The 14619-nt window shown below is 41.8% G+C and carries 15 protein-coding genes; 7 read left to right on the top strand and 8 right to left on the bottom strand.

Annotated features, from left to right (window positions below):
* The first annotated feature begins 18 nt into the window (after nucleotides 1-18).
* Complete coding sequence (locus QM629_RS17395) at nucleotides 19-405, top strand: hypothetical protein (protein ID WP_415161164.1); 387 nt, start codon at nucleotides 19-21, stop codon at nucleotides 403-405.
* 63 nt (nucleotides 406-468) lie between these two features.
* On the opposite strand, the gene QM629_RS17390 is transcribed toward QM629_RS17395, so the two are convergent.
* Nucleotides 469-1359, bottom strand: a complete 891-nt coding sequence (locus tag QM629_RS17390; RefSeq protein ID WP_415161163.1) for a DMT family transporter — start codon at nucleotides 1357-1359, stop codon at nucleotides 469-471.
* A gap of 138 nt (nucleotides 1360-1497) precedes the next feature.
* Between QM629_RS17390 and QM629_RS17385 the strand changes: the two genes are divergently transcribed.
* Nucleotides 1498-2715, top strand: a complete 1218-nt coding sequence (locus QM629_RS17385) for an aminopeptidase (RefSeq protein ID WP_415161162.1) — start codon at nucleotides 1498-1500, stop codon at nucleotides 2713-2715.
* A 134-nt stretch (nucleotides 2716-2849) separates the two neighbouring features.
* Here the strand turns inward: QM629_RS17385 and QM629_RS17380 are convergent, their stop codons facing one another.
* The 7 genes from QM629_RS17380 to QM629_RS17350 form a co-directional block, all read right to left on the bottom strand.
* Nucleotides 2850-3857, bottom strand: coding sequence for a PorP/SprF family type IX secretion system membrane protein (locus QM629_RS17380; protein WP_415161161.1), 1008 nt, complete (start codon nucleotides 3855-3857; stop codon nucleotides 2850-2852).
* Between the two features lie 94 nt (nucleotides 3858-3951).
* Nucleotides 3952-4605, bottom strand: coding sequence for a uracil phosphoribosyltransferase (upp, locus tag QM629_RS17375; protein WP_415161160.1), 654 nt, complete (start codon nucleotides 4603-4605; stop codon nucleotides 3952-3954).
* Between the two features lie 100 nt (nucleotides 4606-4705).
* A complete protein-coding gene (locus QM629_RS17370) occupies nucleotides 4706-5347 on the bottom strand; it encodes a response regulator (RefSeq protein WP_415161158.1) in 642 nt (213 codons plus the stop codon).
* Nucleotides 5348-5463: 116 nt separating this feature from the next.
* Nucleotides 5464-6117 (bottom strand): sensor histidine kinase, encoded by a 654-nt coding sequence (locus QM629_RS17365; RefSeq protein WP_415161157.1) that lies wholly within the window; start codon nucleotides 6115-6117, stop codon nucleotides 5464-5466.
* A gap of 510 nt (nucleotides 6118-6627) precedes the next feature.
* A complete protein-coding gene (locus tag QM629_RS17360) occupies nucleotides 6628-8298 on the bottom strand; it encodes a M1 family metallopeptidase (protein WP_415161156.1) in 1671 nt (556 codons plus the stop codon).
* Nucleotides 8299-8397: 99 nt separating this feature from the next.
* Nucleotides 8398-9480 (bottom strand): DNA replication/repair protein RecF, encoded by a 1083-nt coding sequence (gene recF / locus QM629_RS17355; RefSeq protein WP_415161155.1) that lies wholly within the window; start codon nucleotides 9478-9480, stop codon nucleotides 8398-8400.
* A gap of 102 nt (nucleotides 9481-9582) precedes the next feature.
* A complete protein-coding gene (locus tag QM629_RS17350) occupies nucleotides 9583-10161 on the bottom strand; it encodes a Uma2 family endonuclease (protein WP_415161154.1) in 579 nt (192 codons plus the stop codon).
* A 252-nt stretch (nucleotides 10162-10413) separates the two neighbouring features.
* On the opposite strand from QM629_RS17350, the gene QM629_RS17345 reads away from it, so the two are divergent.
* The 5 genes from QM629_RS17345 to QM629_RS17325 all read left to right on the top strand — a co-directional run bounded on the left by QM629_RS17345 (nucleotide 10414) and on the right by QM629_RS17325 (nucleotide 14327).
* Nucleotides 10414-10596: a hypothetical protein gene (locus QM629_RS17345; RefSeq protein WP_415161153.1), complete on the top strand. Its 183-nt coding sequence runs from the start codon at nucleotides 10414-10416 to the stop codon at nucleotides 10594-10596.
* A gap of 31 nt (nucleotides 10597-10627) precedes the next feature.
* Nucleotides 10628-11308 (top strand): MotA/TolQ/ExbB proton channel family protein, encoded by a 681-nt coding sequence (locus QM629_RS17340; RefSeq protein WP_415161152.1) that lies wholly within the window; start codon nucleotides 10628-10630, stop codon nucleotides 11306-11308.
* Between the two features lie 104 nt (nucleotides 11309-11412).
* Complete coding sequence (locus QM629_RS17335; RefSeq protein WP_415161151.1) at nucleotides 11413-11811, top strand: ExbD/TolR family protein; 399 nt, start codon at nucleotides 11413-11415, stop codon at nucleotides 11809-11811.
* A gap of 326 nt (nucleotides 11812-12137) precedes the next feature.
* A complete protein-coding gene (locus QM629_RS17330; RefSeq protein ID WP_415161150.1) occupies nucleotides 12138-13142 on the top strand; it encodes a hypothetical protein in 1005 nt (334 codons plus the stop codon).
* 3 nt (nucleotides 13143-13145) lie between these two features.
* The gene (locus QM629_RS17325; protein WP_415161149.1) at nucleotides 13146-14327 is read left to right on the top strand and encodes a hypothetical protein; all 1182 of its coding nucleotides are present in this window, start codon (nucleotides 13146-13148) and stop codon (nucleotides 14325-14327) included.
* Nucleotides 14328-14619 lie beyond the last annotated feature (292 nt).

Raw genomic sequence — 14619 nt, 5'->3', positions numbered from 1 at the left:
TCCTAAAAATAAATTACCATGAAGAAATTATTAGCTACAATGTTTGCTGCTGCTGTGCTCTTCACAGTTTCAGCATCTGCACAACCCCCGGGCGGCGGAGGCCCTGGCGGCGGCCGTATGAATGAAAAGGTAAAACAGTACTTAACCGATTCATTAGGCGTATCTGCAGCCAATACAGATTCGGTATTGGCCATTTCCCAACGTTCCATGCAGCAAACACGCAGTATTATGCAGGATGAATCTTTAAGCCAGGATGAGAAAAGGGAAAAAGCAAAACCGATAAGGGATGCCGCTAAAGAAGAAATGAAAAAATACCTTACTGCAGAGCAAATTGAAAAGCTTGAGCAAAAGCAAATGGAATGGAGGCCGAAAAGAGGCGGCGGTCCTGGTGGCAATCAACAATAGCCAGTAACAAATAAAAAAAGGTTCCGGTTACGGAACTTTTTTTATGCCTTTACTTTAACTGGATTACAAAGTGTTTACCGGAAGCTTTCTTTTATCTTTCAACAACCTCAGCATTTGCAATGCCACCGCCATAAATATCAATGCAAAACCTATGTAAAAATACCTGCTTAAAGTTTCGTTTTCCCTGTAAAGAATAAAGGCAAGTATAATTCCATATACCGGCTCCAGCGTAAGTGTGAGATTTACGGTAAAAGCGCTTACCTGCTTTAATGCATTTATGTATAAAACAAAAGTAAGTATGGTGCAGAACCAGCTTAAGATAATCAGCCACAGCCAGTCAAAATGCTGAGGTATGTGCCGGGCAGCAGGAAACAGCATGTTATAAAAGGGCAATAAAATGCTCAGGCCGATAAAACCGCCGGTTAACTGGTATAAAGTAATGGTATCATGCTCATGCCCGGTTATCAGTTTTTTATTCATTACCGATACAATTACGGTGAGCAGGGCAGAAACAAGCCCAATATAAATGCCTGTGGAAAAACGCAGGTTGGTTGCATAAATTATGGCAATGCCGCCCAGGGCAAATAATCCTAAAACAAGCTCATACAAAATTATCCGGCGCCTGAAAAATACCGGTTCAACCACCGCACTTAACAGCCCGGTAGTGCTTAAACAGGTTAGTGCAATGGACACGTTTGAATATTTTATGCTTCCGTAAAATGCAAGCCAGTGCAACGAAAGCACGGTGCCTATTGCAGCAATTTTGAGAAAATCTTTAAAAGAAATGGAACGGATGCGGTTTAAAAAATAAAAGAATATCCATAAGCTAACCGTGGTAATAAACATGCGCCACCACACCAGCCAGCCTTCGTTTAAATGAATAGCGCGGCCAAGTACGCCGGTAAAGCCCCAGAGAAATACAGCAATATGCAGGCGTATTAAAGCAGTTCTCATTATGCGCAAAGAAATTAAATGATACCGGTAATCTGTCATGTATTTACTAAAGAATCTTTCAGGCTCCTTTGCTCCGGGCAACAGTCTGGTTCACATAAACTATTCTCCTTTATATTCGCTGCGCTTCAAACAAGAACTATGTTTATACCAAACCATACTTTATTAAAGAAATATGCGCAGGTAATGGTGTTGTATGCACTGAATAACGGCAAAGGCATTAACAAAGGCGATACCGTTTTCCTGGTAGGGCAGGAGTGCAGCAAGCCGCTTTATCTTGCTATAGCTGATGAAATTTATACGGCGGGCGGTAATATCATCACATATTTTCAGCCCGACAATACCCGTGGGCAAAGCCTGGCCCGCATGCTGCTGGAAAAAGGCAGTGATGAACAAATATCATTCTTCGCAAAGCCTTACTGGCAGGGTATTGTAGATGCTGCTGACCATATCCTTTTTATTATTGCCGAGCCTGATATACATGCGTTTGAAGGGTTGCCCTCTTCCAAAATAAGCCGCATGAACAGTGCCAGAGCGCCTTATATGGCCATGCGGGAAAAGAAGGAGCAGGCAGGTAAATTGTCGTGGACGCTTTGTTTATACGGAACCCAGTCTATGGCAGACGAAGCAGGCCTTTCACTGGAAGATTACTGGGAGCAGATAATTGAAGCCTGTTATTTAAGGGAAGATGATCCCGTGCAAAAATGGAAACAGGTACAGCAGGAAATTGAAACCATAAAAGATAAACTGGACGCCCTGCCGATAGAAAGATTATTTATTAAAGGCGATGCGGCTGATTTAACTATTCAAATCGGTGATAACCGCAAATGGTTAAGCGGCGGCGGTAAAAACATTCCCAGCTTTGAAATATTCACTTCTCCCGACTGGCGCGGCACCAATGGATACATACGTTTTAATCAGCCTTTGTATTATTCAGGCAAACGCATTGCCGGTGTTTCATTAAAGTTTAAAGATGGCGTTGTGGTTGAATCTTCAGCAACGGAAAACGAGGATGCCTTAAAAGAAATGATAGCGCAGGAAAACGCGGATAAGGCAGGAGAGTTTTCATTAACCGATAAACGACATTCACGCATTACAAAATTTATGGCCACAACGCTGTTTGACGAGAATATGGGCGGCGATTATGGCAATACGCATATTGCATTGGGCAATGCTTATAAAGATACCTATCCCGGCAACAGGATGAATGTTACAGAAGAACGATGGGCGGAGATGGGTTATAATGCCTGCCCCAAAGTGCATACAGATATAATAAGCACTGATAACAGAACGGTAACTGCTTTATTAAAAGACGGAACGCAGCAGGTGATATATAAGAATGGCATGTTTACCATCTGATCGTTTTTGTTTAAAATTTTCCTGAAAAAACTGCACCGGTGATTTAATAAAACCGGGTGCATCCAAACCTTCGCTTTATTTTCTTTTCCTGAAGGGAAGGGCATTATTACACTAATGCCTGATTGAACCTTAAATTAAAATTTAGGGCAAGGCAGGAACTTGCCGTCAGGGTGCTGAAGTATGTAGATTAATGAAATTTCCATACCTCCGCGGCTTTCAGAAGCTGTTTTAAGATCGGAGATATTTATATCGTAAGTAGCCCCAATGCGCAGGGTGCTAAATTCAAGGCCTATGTAAGGGATAAGTGCATCGCCAAAGCGCATCCATGCGCCGCCGTAAAAACTCACCGGGTTGTTATCCGTTTCGGGGTTGCCGGCCATAAACTGCATGGCGCCACCTAAAAGGGTTTCCCTTGCACCGGCCTGCGTGCTAAAGAGGCCGCTTACATGCAGGGTTGTTTGATCTCCCACCGGGAAGTACCCGCCGGCATGTATGGTAGCGCGTGGGTAGAGCTCATAATTTACGCCCGTAAACTCCTGCTTGGGGCGATTAATATGATATAAGCTTACGCCGCCATAAAAATTATTCCGGTCACTTGTGCTCACGGTGTAAAGTATGCCGGCATTCAAATCAAAATAGTTGGCTTTAAGGGTGGAGTTATTAAAAACTTCCTGCGTGGGGTTTGTAAAACCGGAGGCCGTTAACTGGTCTTCAAAAGTTAATTTGGATGTGTTGATAAGCATGTTAGAATAGGTGGCCTGGAAGCCAAGCCCCAGTTGTTTATAGCCATCTTCATCCAGACCTTTATGATAAGCTGTGGAAAGCGAAAAATAATTAAAGGCAACGGCGCCTGCGGCGCTTTTATCACTATAGCCCATCAGGCCAACGCCCCATACGTCGCTTTCAGGAATTTTACTGGCAAGAATGGGAAAATCCACCGATGCCGTCATTGTTTGATAAGCCCTGTTTATGGTTGGCCATTGATTTCGGTAATTAACCGCACCACGCACCATTCCATTAAACTTGCCGGTAAAGGCAGGATTAAGCGTAAGGGGAGAAGAGAAGAATTGTGAAAAATGCGGGTCCTGGGCAATGGCTGTTGCAGTGATCAATAAGCAAAAAATGGTAACAAATAATTTCATTATCAGAATTTAATAAAACGGACTTTATTCAATTTTATTGAAAACGAACAATATTTTTTTAAAGTGAAAAGAGACAATTACAGTTTATGTTTTGTCAGGATTGTGTTTTTGGGCCAAATGCAAGATCGCCTGCATCGCCTAAACCCGGCACAATGTAACCCCTGGCTGTTAATTCATCATCAATATCACCGCACCAAATATATATTCTTTCCCCAAATTCCCTGAGCACATATTCAATTCCCGCCGAAGCTGCAATAGCAGAAACCACGTGTATTTGCAAAGGGTTGCCGCTATCTTTTAAGGCCTGCAATGCCGACACAAGTGAAGAACCGGTTGCCAGCATAGGATCGCAAAGAATAAGCACCCTGTCGTCCAGCGAAGGGGTACTAAGATATTCGAGGTTTATTTCAAAGCTGCCGTCGCGGTGGTGTTTGCGGTAAGCAGAAATAAAGGCATTGTCGGCTTTGTCGAAATAGTTCAGCAAACCCTGGTGCAATGGCAGGCCTGCCCTAAGTATGGTTGCCAGCACGGGCTGCTGTTTTAATACCTTGCTTATATGAATGCCCAGCGGGGTTTGAATTTCTTTTTCCTCCCACGGCAGGGTTTTGCTTATTTCGAAAGCAATGGCTTCGCCAATGCGCTCCAGGTTGCGCCTGAAACGCATGCGGTCTGTTTGCACTTCCGTGTTCCTTATTTCGCTTATCCAGTTAGTTAATAAGCTGTGTTTGGCGCTCAGGTTGGTAACCATGCCACGAAGATAAAGTAGTTTTCAGTTCGGCGAATTATACTTGTGAATAGATGAAAACTGTTGGGAGCTGCCTTGGCGAAACCAGTTACTAAAACAAGCGTTAAATAGAAACGATATTCCTTCTTATGGCTTCCAGCGCCATGCCCGTGCGGCTTTGTACATTTAGTTTCTTAAACAGGTTTTCGCGATAGCCATCAACCGTTCTTTCTGAAACATGCATGGTTGATGCAATCTGTTTATATGTGGCATCGCTGCAGGCAAGCTGCAAAAATTCTTTTTCTTTATCTGTAAGCTGCAGTTCTTTTTCTTTATCCTGGTGCTTCAGCAGCCGGCGGTAATTTATATTGGCTGCATCTGAATTATAATACCCTTTCTGGTATATTTCATGCAGCGCCTTATTCAGTTCTTCAGGATGAATATCTTTTAAAAGATAAGAGCAGCACCCGGCTTTTATCATGCTGATGATGGTGGCATCATCGTCTTTCATTGAAAGCGCAACCAGTTTTACCGCCGGAAATTTTTCAGAAAGATATACTGCGGTTTGCCTGCCGTCCATTACGGGCATATTTACATCGAGCAGAATTATATCCGGCTCTGTTTTTTTTGCTTCAAGTTTATCAATCAGGTCTTTGCCATGTATGCCTTCTGCAATAATGGTAAAATCTTCCAGGCTGCCAATAAGCAGGCTGAGTGATTTTAAAAACAACTGATGGTCATCTGCTATGCCAAGGGTAATATTCATGGTTTAATATTTCAAAAAGTTAAGCAACTGTTTTTAATTTAAAAGCCTGTTTTTTTGATAAGGACAGGCGGCTTTTGGTTATTTGCTTAAAAAATACCGGTTGCTGGCATTCCCGGCTAAGCAAGCTCCTTGTTGTTCACCGGTATTTTAATCAGCATGCAATATGTATCGGCGCGCCTGTATTGCCATTTAATACTACCGCCAAGCAATTGGATGCGCCGCTGCATACTGCCTGGCACCGCATGCTTTTTTGCTGAAAGCTGCGCATTGGGGTTGCTGTTATTTTCAATAATAACCTCAGCAAAATTTATCCTGTTCTTTAATTGAACGTTTATATTATCAGGCAAATGCCGTTTAATAATATCCTGTAAGGCTTCACATACTACCCTGAACAGTATTACCTGGGCGCCGGGCTCCATTGGCAGTTTTTCAAAGTCGCTTATTATTTCAACCTGCACTTTTCTCAATACATTAATTCTTTCTTTCTCTGCCTTGAGGCTGCAAACGAAATCAAAATAAGGAAGCCAGCCGTTGTGCAATGTTTTTGATAATGAGCGCAGGTCGGTTATGGCTTTGGCAAGTGTTTGTTCTGCTGTTTTTAATGTATCGGGCGGCTGTGTTAATTCCATCACTGTCATGCCAAGTAATAATTTTGTAGTGCTTAGTAACTGGCCAATATTATCGTGCAATGCCGCACTTATCTGGCTGAATGAATATTCCTGCGTTTCAAGTTGTGATAGCAGTAATTCATGTTCTAACCGGTTTCTCATACTTTCCCTGGCGTTCTTTTTATTCTTCCCTTGTTTATACAATATTCGGCTTTTTGCAACTGCTATAAAAGCGTATTTTACGCATATAAACAACGGGAATTTTCCCGTGGGCAGCGCCAAATATTTTTTTGAAACCAGGAATCGGTCAGCGGGTCAATATTTCTTCCTATTGGTGCAATTATTTGTTTTTTAATTCTCTTTATAGCCAAAAAGTACAATGCCTGCGCGCTGCGAAGTCTCCGGACCTGAAGTGTTCGAAACCTGCATTAGCGATCCGCGATCCATAGGATCGCCCACGTGTGCAGAAATAATTGTGCCAGGGTGGATTTCCACACCGTAGGTGTGGTACATGTAAACGTTCCGTTCCAATGGAACGGTAAAGAAACATTACGGGCAGCATTGTACACACGTTTAAGCCTCATAGAGGCTTTAAGAAAATGGTTTCGAACAGCTATGATCTCCAGACTTCGCAGTTGCTATGCGCCAAGTCTCTTACTTGTTTAAATAAATTTATTCAGGCTTCACTTCTTTAATTTTAATATAATAATGCTTATCAATCCACGCTGTATCAAAAAAGAAAACATCACCCAGGCTTCTCCATTTTTGCGTTGGCTTTATGCGGATGCTTTTGCCATCATGCAATAAAACAAGCTGTAGATTGAAGCCTGCCACACAGCTATCCCAGCGATAATAGACTTTCTTTTTATCAGGTGAATAATAATAGCTCAGTTGCGGAATCTGAATGTGGCGTAAATACTGGTTAAACACTTTACTGAAATCTATGCCTGCATTTTTGCTGATATAATTTTCTATTTGAGGCGCAGTAACAGTTTGATGATAGAAAGTTTTACCAAGGCCGCGCAAAATGTTGCGCCATTTTGCATCGTTGTTTATGGAATGGCGAATGGTTTGCAGCATATTGCCGCCTTTGTAATACATGTCGCCGCTGCCTTCTTCATTTACATTATAGTGCGCAATAATGGGCTCGTCGTTTCTTATCTTTTTGCGGGTGCCATAGTTGTATTCATTACCGGCCTCTTTGCCAAACAAATATTCGGTGTATAAAGTTTCGCTGTAGTTGGCAAAGCTTTCATGAATCCACATATCTGCCAGGTCTTTTGAAGTGATGTTATTTCCAAACCATTCATGGCTGCTTTCATGTTCAATAATAAAATCCCATTTCAGGCCCCAGCTGCTGCCGCTTAAATCAGTGCCAAGATAGCCATTGCGAAAATGATTGCCATAACCTACTGCGCTCTGATGCTCCATGCCTAAATGCGGCGATTCCACCAGCTTGTAACTGTCTTCATAAAAAGGATAAGGGCCAAACCAGTATTCCAGGGAATGCAGCATTGATTTCGCCTGCTGAAACTGCATTTTGGCAGAATCAAGGCTATAATCAAGCACCCAGAAACTCATATCAAGCGTGCCTTTTTCGCCATGCAACGTATCCCTCCAGTTCACATATTTGCCAATGTAGGGAATGATGTTATAGTTGTTGATAGGGTTTTTTACTTCCCATGCCCAGGTAGCCGTGCCATCACTGTTTTTTGTGCCGGATGTAAGCCTGCCGTTGCCAACGGCTACCAATGTATCCGGCACAATGACGGTAAGTGAAGCGCCGTTATCAGGCTCATCACTCTGATGGTCTTTGCACGGGTACCAAACACTGGCGCCCAATCCCTGGCAAGCCACGCTCATCCAGGGCCGGCCCAATTTATCTTTCTTCCATATCCAGCCGCCATCCCAGGGCGGGCGAATGGCTTCGCGGGGTTTGCCGTGGTAGTAGATGGTTACTTTCTGAATTGTATTAGCGGGCATCTTCTGAACATGTAAATACCAAACATTTGCAGCAGTTCCATTATGTTCAAAAGCGCCTTTGGCCTGAACAATTCCATTCACAGCAAAGCTGTCAATTTCCAGCGGCGGCTGCAGGTCAATCTGCATGCGGCCGGCACTGCTTTTTACTTTACATGTTATGGTATTGCTTGCTTTTATCGTTTTGCTTTCATAATCCGGCTTCACTGTAATATCATATTTCAGCACATCCCACCAGGCGCGTTCCGGCGTAATGCTGCCGCGTAAAGTATCGGCATGCGTAAATGTTTTCGTTTGTTGTGCATATAATGAAGCTGTGAGCAGCGAACTGTGGGCAATGAGCAAAAACAATAATTTTTTCATTGTATGATATTCTTGAGGACTTTATGCAAAGACGCAACGATTACAAAGGAAAAAAAGCACATTTTTACGCTTCTTTTTTGCTTTCGTGAAACTACAAATTTATAACCCGATCAAATCATAACCTTTACCGATTTTCACAAAAGATTGCTGTAATCTGCCTTTATGCGTATCGGTTATAAAAACCTGTGCGCCGCTTTGCACGCAAACGTATTCCAGCAGGTTCTGCATGCGGTTTTCATCCAGCTTTTCAAATACATCATCCAGCAATAAAACGGGAGGGAAGCCTTTATTTTCTTTCAATGTTTCAAAAGCGGCCAGTTTAAATGCAAACAATAAGCTCTTGCGCTGTCCCTGCGAGGCAATGCTTTTAAAAACGGTTTGCTGCAATCCCATTGCAATATCATCTTTATGAATGCCCGTGCCGGTACGCTGCAGGTACAAATCGCGCTGCAGGTTTTGCTGCAACAGTACTTCAAACGGGTTATTGTTCAACTGGCTTTCATATTCCAGCGAAAGCTTATCATCATTATCCGCAATAGAAATATATTGCTGCAAAACCTGCGGAAGAAACCTGCTTAAAAATTTCTGCCTTCGTTCATAAATAAAACTGCCTTTTTCAAGTAATTGATTGTTTAAAATTTCAAGCAATGATTCATCATAGCTATTACGCTCGGCGGCAAATTTTAAGAAGCTGTTGCGCTGCTGGAGAATTTTATTATAGGCAATCAGTTGTTCAAGGTAATCGTGCTGTAATTGTGATAATAATGTATCAATAAACTTCCTGCGCTCTTCGCTGCCTTCGGTTATTAATGCCACATCATCAGGCGCAATCATAATGCACGGGAATTTGCCGATGTGCTCTGAAAATTTTGTATAGCTTTCCTCATCAGCAGAAAATTCTTTACGGTTGTTTTCACGTAAAATGCAAACGAGCTTGTGGTTTTCCCCTGCTTTTTCAAACCTTCCATCAATGCGAAAGCCGGCAAAGCCGTCTTTTACGCTTTGTGCATCGGGGCGGTTAAAACTGCTTTTGGTAAAACATAAATAATAAACTGCATCAAGCAAATTGGTTTTGCCGCTTCCGTTCCGGCCATAAATACCAATAATATTTTCGTTGAAACGGAAAGATTCAAAACTATAGTTGCGAAACTGGGTGAGCGTAATTTGCCTGCATGCAAACATGCAGGCAAGATAGTATTTCTGTTTAATGTAATGCAGGTTAACGGCAAATCGCCGGAGGCGATAAACCGAAACTGCGAAGCGAAGACGCTTCGCAGCGCACTACTAACGTTTTACTTTATCAATGCCATTATAAATATCAGCAAGGCTGATGGTAAAATTAATAGATGGAATGGTTAACGATTGGCTCAGATCTTTTGTTTCAGATAAGGTCCAGGTATCATCTTCATTCTTCACATACAGCACTGCGTGAATGGCTGCAGAATCAATAAGAAGGTATTCATGTAAAGATGCTATTTCCCTGTACAGATCGAATTTGGCGCCACGGTCGTAGTTGGCTGTTGATGGCGAAAGAATCTCTATAATAACAGACGGGTTTGTAATGGTATCAAATTCATCATCTGCAAATGCCGGTTCATTGCAGAGAACGATAATATCAGGATAAGTATATAAGGTATTGGATGGAATGTGAATGCGCAGGTTGCTACCAAATTCGTTGCAGCCTGTATCTTTTAAGAAATTGTGTAATGCGCCTCTTAAATTGCTTTCTATAAGATTATGCCTGAATGATGCACCGCTCATGGCAAAAATTTCACCTTTGTAATACTCATGCTTATCCAAGGCATCGCGCTCAAAGGCGAGGTATTCCTGCCGGGTTATAAATTTTGTTGCGGTTTGCTGCATGTATCAAAGATACAAATGTTTTACAGGAATGGTAACAACCGGAAGGTTGAACATGGTCAGACGCTTGAAAGCGTCAGACCAATAGCTGCGGTCAACAAACCCGCTGATTTCTCCTGTAAATTATTATTGTTTTTTGCCGGAAGGAACCTTTGATGAAATTTTTCATGCCTGCTTTGGGTGATTTTAGCCTGAAAAGTTTCATGCCGGTTTGAGTAAAACTTAGGGATGTTAATTCAGGAAACCATAGCCGTCATGAAAATATATAGTACAAAGGGAGTGACTCCCGAAAAATCGGGACAGGCCAACCGTGATGCCACAACGATATTTGCCGGTAACCAAAAAACATTCATCAAAGCTATGCTTTGCTGCAAAATCTTTCTTAAAATAACATTAAAAGGTAATTTATCAACAGGGCAACCGTTGTTTTGTGGTTGAACGTATTTTGCATTCATCTAAATAATAACGAATGGGATTTTTATTACAGGTTGATACGGCTAAGCTTGTAAACACGGTTGCCCAGCAACCTCAAACTATGAATTTATGGAGTTTACTGAATAAGGGCGGCTGGATTATGTACCCGCTGTATGTGTTACTGGCTGCGGCTATTTTTGTTTTTTTTGAGCGGCTGATTGCTATACGTAAGGCCTCGAGGATTGACGCCAACTTCATGCACATTATACGCGATAATATTATTACCGGCAATATTAACGGGGCAAGGAACCTGGCGCGCAATACAGACAACCCGGTGGCGCGCATTATTGATAAAGGTGTTCAGCGCATTGGCAAACCCATTGATGCCATTGAAAAAAGCATGGAAAATGTAGGCCGCATTGAAATGTATAAAATGGAACGCAACCTGAATATACTTTCATTAATTGCAGGCATTGCGCCTATGTTTGGATTTCTGGGAACGATTGTGGGCATGCTGCAATTGTTTTCTGCCATTGCATCAACCGGCGAACTGGAACTGGGTGAAATTGCCGGCGGCATTTACACAAAGATGATCACTTCGGCATCGGGCCTGATAATTGGTTTGCTGGCTTATGTGGCTTATAATTTTCTGAATACGCAGGTGGATAAAACCGCCAATAAAATGGAAATAGCCAGTGCAGAGTTTATTGATGTGCTGCAGGAACCGACACGGTAACCCCCATCCCCTGAAGGGGAGTAATTAGGATGCATCATGATTATTGAGGAAATTAATTTTACAAACGAACTTAAAAATTCTCCGCTGCGGCGGAGATAGGACTTATGAATATTCGAAGAAGATTTAAAACACATGCAGAAGTGCATGCAGGAACATTAAATGATATCCTGTTCATCCTGCTGTTCTTCTTTTTAATTATATCAACACTGGCTAATCCGAATGTTATTAAAGTAAACAATCCCAAAGGCACAAAAGATACCAAGGCTAAGCAAAATATTGTTGTGTCAATTGATAAGGACCAGAACATTTATATAGCGCACCGAAAAATAGATGCTGCAAGCCTTGACAGCCTTATAAAGTTTGAGGTTGATAAAAACCGCAGCACCGTTGACACGCCTTCTGTAGTGATTAATGCCGATACTTCTTCTTATTACGGTGAGGTTTTTCGTGTAATGCAATCTGCCAAAAGAGCCGGTGCGAAAGTAGTGGCGAATGTAAAGTAGAGACGTGAATCGTGAAACGTGAATGAGTAAGAACGTGAAGAATTTAAATTGCTTTTGATATACTAAGTTGCATGATCAATTCATCTAAAACCAAACTCTATGTTTTTGCGATTAAACCATCAAAAGTTAGATGCCTTCATCGTTAAATCGAATCCCAAAATTTTCACGATTGACGATGCGGAAGTGAATGCTGATTGTAGAAAGTAAAACACATTAACATCAATATCGAATCCTAAATTTTCACGATTGACGATTCACGTTACAAGTTTCCGTATTATTTTTGAGCGGATGATAATAAGCACAACTGACAACTTACCATTCACCGCATGAATTTCTTCCGTTATATCCATATCGCCGGTAAAGTGTATAGTGAAATAAAGGTTCAAAAGCAATTCAATAAAACATTTCTCATTCCTTACTTAAATGAGCTTGAAAATAAATATAACGGGAAGTTTGAGGCGGAGCAGCGTGGTAAGATCTTAAAATATTATGGCCTTTTCATCACCTCTTTTTTGTGCAGCAGCTATAAAAGATTATACGGTGAAGTGCTGAGCGATGAAGAACGTAAACGCGCTACATTATTTGGCATTCTTACGCCGGTTGGCGATGATCTGTTTGATATTGACAAGCTGGATAATGAAAGCATAAGAAAAATAACCTTTCAGCCTGAAACCTATCATGCCACTACATTTTCATCGCATGTGGCGAAGGAAATTCAAGCGTACTTATTAAAGACGGTTCCACATAAAGACGCATATATTAAAGCGTCAAAAGGTGTTTTGGATATACAGGTGGAAACAATTGCACAAACAAAGCCTGGCATTTCAAAAGAAGAAATACGGCGCATTACTTATATAAAGGGTGCGGTAAGCGTTATCATCTATCATCAATGCCTGGATGAAGCGGCCAGTGAGCAAATGCTGGAAGTGTTGTTCTTAATTGGCAGCTTATACCAGCTTGGCAATGATATTTTTGATTTGTATAAAGATGTGCGGGATAATATTTATACACTCATAAATACCTGCGATGATTATATTCAGTTCAAAAAAGATTTTATCGAACGCATACAATTGCAAAACGAAAAAATTTACGCGTTGCCCTATGCAAAAAAAGATAAGGAAGATTTTTGCATTGTGATGAATACCATTAATGCAAGAAGCCTTGTGGCTATTGACCAGTTTATTGAAACACAAAAAAAATATAAAGGCAAAATTGATTGGTGGCAACTGCAAAGAAAAGATATGATTGTTGACATGGAAAAGCCGGGTAATATTTTAAAATGGTTCAGATATATTTATAAGATCACCCCCCCATCCCCTAAAAGGGCGTAAAGCATGCTTAAGCAAATTTTTACCATACTTATTTTGTTATGCTTGTTTGAAGCAGCTGCTGCACAAAACAAAGATTCGCTTATTCATGTTTTGCTGAAAGACATTCAATCAATGCAGGTAAAAGAGGATGGCTTCTTTTACAAGGGCGGTTTTCCAACTTATCGTGAATGCGGCGGCGCACCGCATAACCTTCAACCGGATAATACTGTTTTTTATACAGCCATAACGGCTTTTGCCCTGCGCAACATGTTGCCTTACTTAGGTGGAGAAGATAAAGCCATTGCAGAAAACATTATCAAACAGGCAAGCATTTCATATCCTTTATACCGCAATAAACATGGCTATCCTTATTATGGTTTTTGGGCAACGAATGATCCGATCATGCCCGGCACTTATTATTTCAAATACCTGAAACAGGTATTCGGGCAGGGCGAAGATGCGGATGATACGGTGATGATATTGATGACAGACAGCAGCAGCGACAAAGATGTTGCTGATTTAAAACAACAGTTGATTGACGTTGCCAATCTTTCCAGACAAAAAATAATAGCGGCCTATAAAAAATATCGTGATATCCCGGCTTACAGCACTTATCTCGGCAGCCGCACTGTGCCTGATTTTGACTTTGGCGTGCACTGCAATATTCTGTATTTCGTGCTGGATAAAAAACTGCCATTTGTAAAACAGGACAGCGCCACTTTACAGCTTGTTACTGAAATGGTGCGCAACCGCGAATACATGAAAGCGCCCGTTTATCTTTCGCCCTATTATGTACGTTCTTCTATTCTAATTTATCATGTGGTGCGCTTAATGCATGCTTTTCATCTTCCTGAACTGGAAGCATACAAACAACAATTGATTGATGATGCGAAGAAAGAATTTGATGCCTGTAACAACGTGATGGATAAAATTATTTTAAGCACATCGCTTATGCGGCTCGGTGTGTATGATGAACATTACGTACCGCCATTCACAAGCCTTGATGCATTTGAGAAAAGCAACCAGCAGCAATTCATCTTTTTCCAGGCAAGGGCGGCTTATTCATATCCATCGCCTTTTAAACAGATATTCCTGCACTGGAGTTACATCAACTATTATTTCTACTGCCCGGCATACTATAAAACCCTGTGGCTGGAAAATCTGGTAGAGCAGCAGCAGAAACCAACAGGGGCGGTACAGCATTAAAGGTTTGCTGCAAGGCCGGAATCTGCCGGAACATTCTTATTATACTCCTCACGGAATAAAAATGTGCAATCGTTAATTAGTCAAAGTATAAGTCATCCGGGCTTATTGCCGACCTTACATTTTCGCTTCATACGCGGCATTCCGGTCGGTGAGACACCGACCGGTAGCGGGTTCTACAGGTGGGTGCCACCACCCACCTGCAGAACCCGCTACCGGTCGGTGTCTCACCGACCGGAATGCCGCGTATGAAGCGAAAATGTAAGGTCGGCAATAAGCCCGGATGACTTATACT

This window comes from Parafilimonas sp. (assembly GCF_047606085.1).
Lineage (GTDB): Bacteria > Bacteroidota > Bacteroidia > Chitinophagales > Chitinophagaceae > Parafilimonas.
The sequence above is the reverse complement of the archived record's forward strand: the minus strand, read 5'-3'. Positions and strand labels throughout refer to the sequence as shown.

Bases quoted from the DNA above. Each gene is read 5' to 3' on its own strand.
- QM629_RS17360 (WP_415161156.1), bottom strand. From the start codon at position 8,298: ATGAAAAAATTATTGTTTTTGCTCATTGCCCACAGTTCGCTGCTCACA.
- QM629_RS17325 (WP_415161149.1), top strand. From the start codon at position 13,146: ATGCTTAAGCAAATTTTTACCATACTTATTTTGTTATGCTTGTTTGAA.
- QM629_RS17350 (WP_415161154.1), bottom strand. From the start codon at position 10,161: ATGCAGCAAACCGCAACAAAATTTATAACCCGGCAGGAATACCTCGCC.
- QM629_RS17390 (WP_415161163.1), bottom strand. From the start codon at position 1,359: ATGAGAACTGCTTTAATACGCCTGCATATTGCTGTATTTCTCTGGGGC.
- QM629_RS17335 (WP_415161151.1), top strand. From the start codon at position 11,413: ATGAATATTCGAAGAAGATTTAAAACACATGCAGAAGTGCATGCAGGA.
- QM629_RS17370 (WP_415161158.1), bottom strand. From the start codon at position 5,347: ATGAATATTACCCTTGGCATAGCAGATGACCATCAGTTGTTTTTAAAA.
- QM629_RS17345 (WP_415161153.1), top strand. From the start codon at position 10,414: ATGAAAATATATAGTACAAAGGGAGTGACTCCCGAAAAATCGGGACAG.
- QM629_RS17330 (WP_415161150.1), top strand. From the start codon at position 12,138: ATGAATTTCTTCCGTTATATCCATATCGCCGGTAAAGTGTATAGTGAA.
- QM629_RS17340 (WP_415161152.1), top strand. From the start codon at position 10,628: ATGGGATTTTTATTACAGGTTGATACGGCTAAGCTTGTAAACACGGTT.
- upp (WP_415161160.1), bottom strand. From the start codon at position 4,605: ATGGTTACCAACCTGAGCGCCAAACACAGCTTATTAACTAACTGGATA.
- recF (WP_415161155.1), bottom strand. From the start codon at position 9,480: ATGTTTGCATGCAGGCAAATTACGCTCACCCAGTTTCGCAACTATAGT.
- QM629_RS17365 (WP_415161157.1), bottom strand. From the start codon at position 6,117: ATGAGAAACCGGTTAGAACATGAATTACTGCTATCACAACTTGAAACG.
- QM629_RS17395 (WP_415161164.1), top strand. From the start codon at position 19: ATGAAGAAATTATTAGCTACAATGTTTGCTGCTGCTGTGCTCTTCACA.
- QM629_RS17385 (WP_415161162.1), top strand. From the start codon at position 1,498: ATGTTTATACCAAACCATACTTTATTAAAGAAATATGCGCAGGTAATG.
- QM629_RS17380 (WP_415161161.1), bottom strand. From the start codon at position 3,857: ATGAAATTATTTGTTACCATTTTTTGCTTATTGATCACTGCAACAGCC.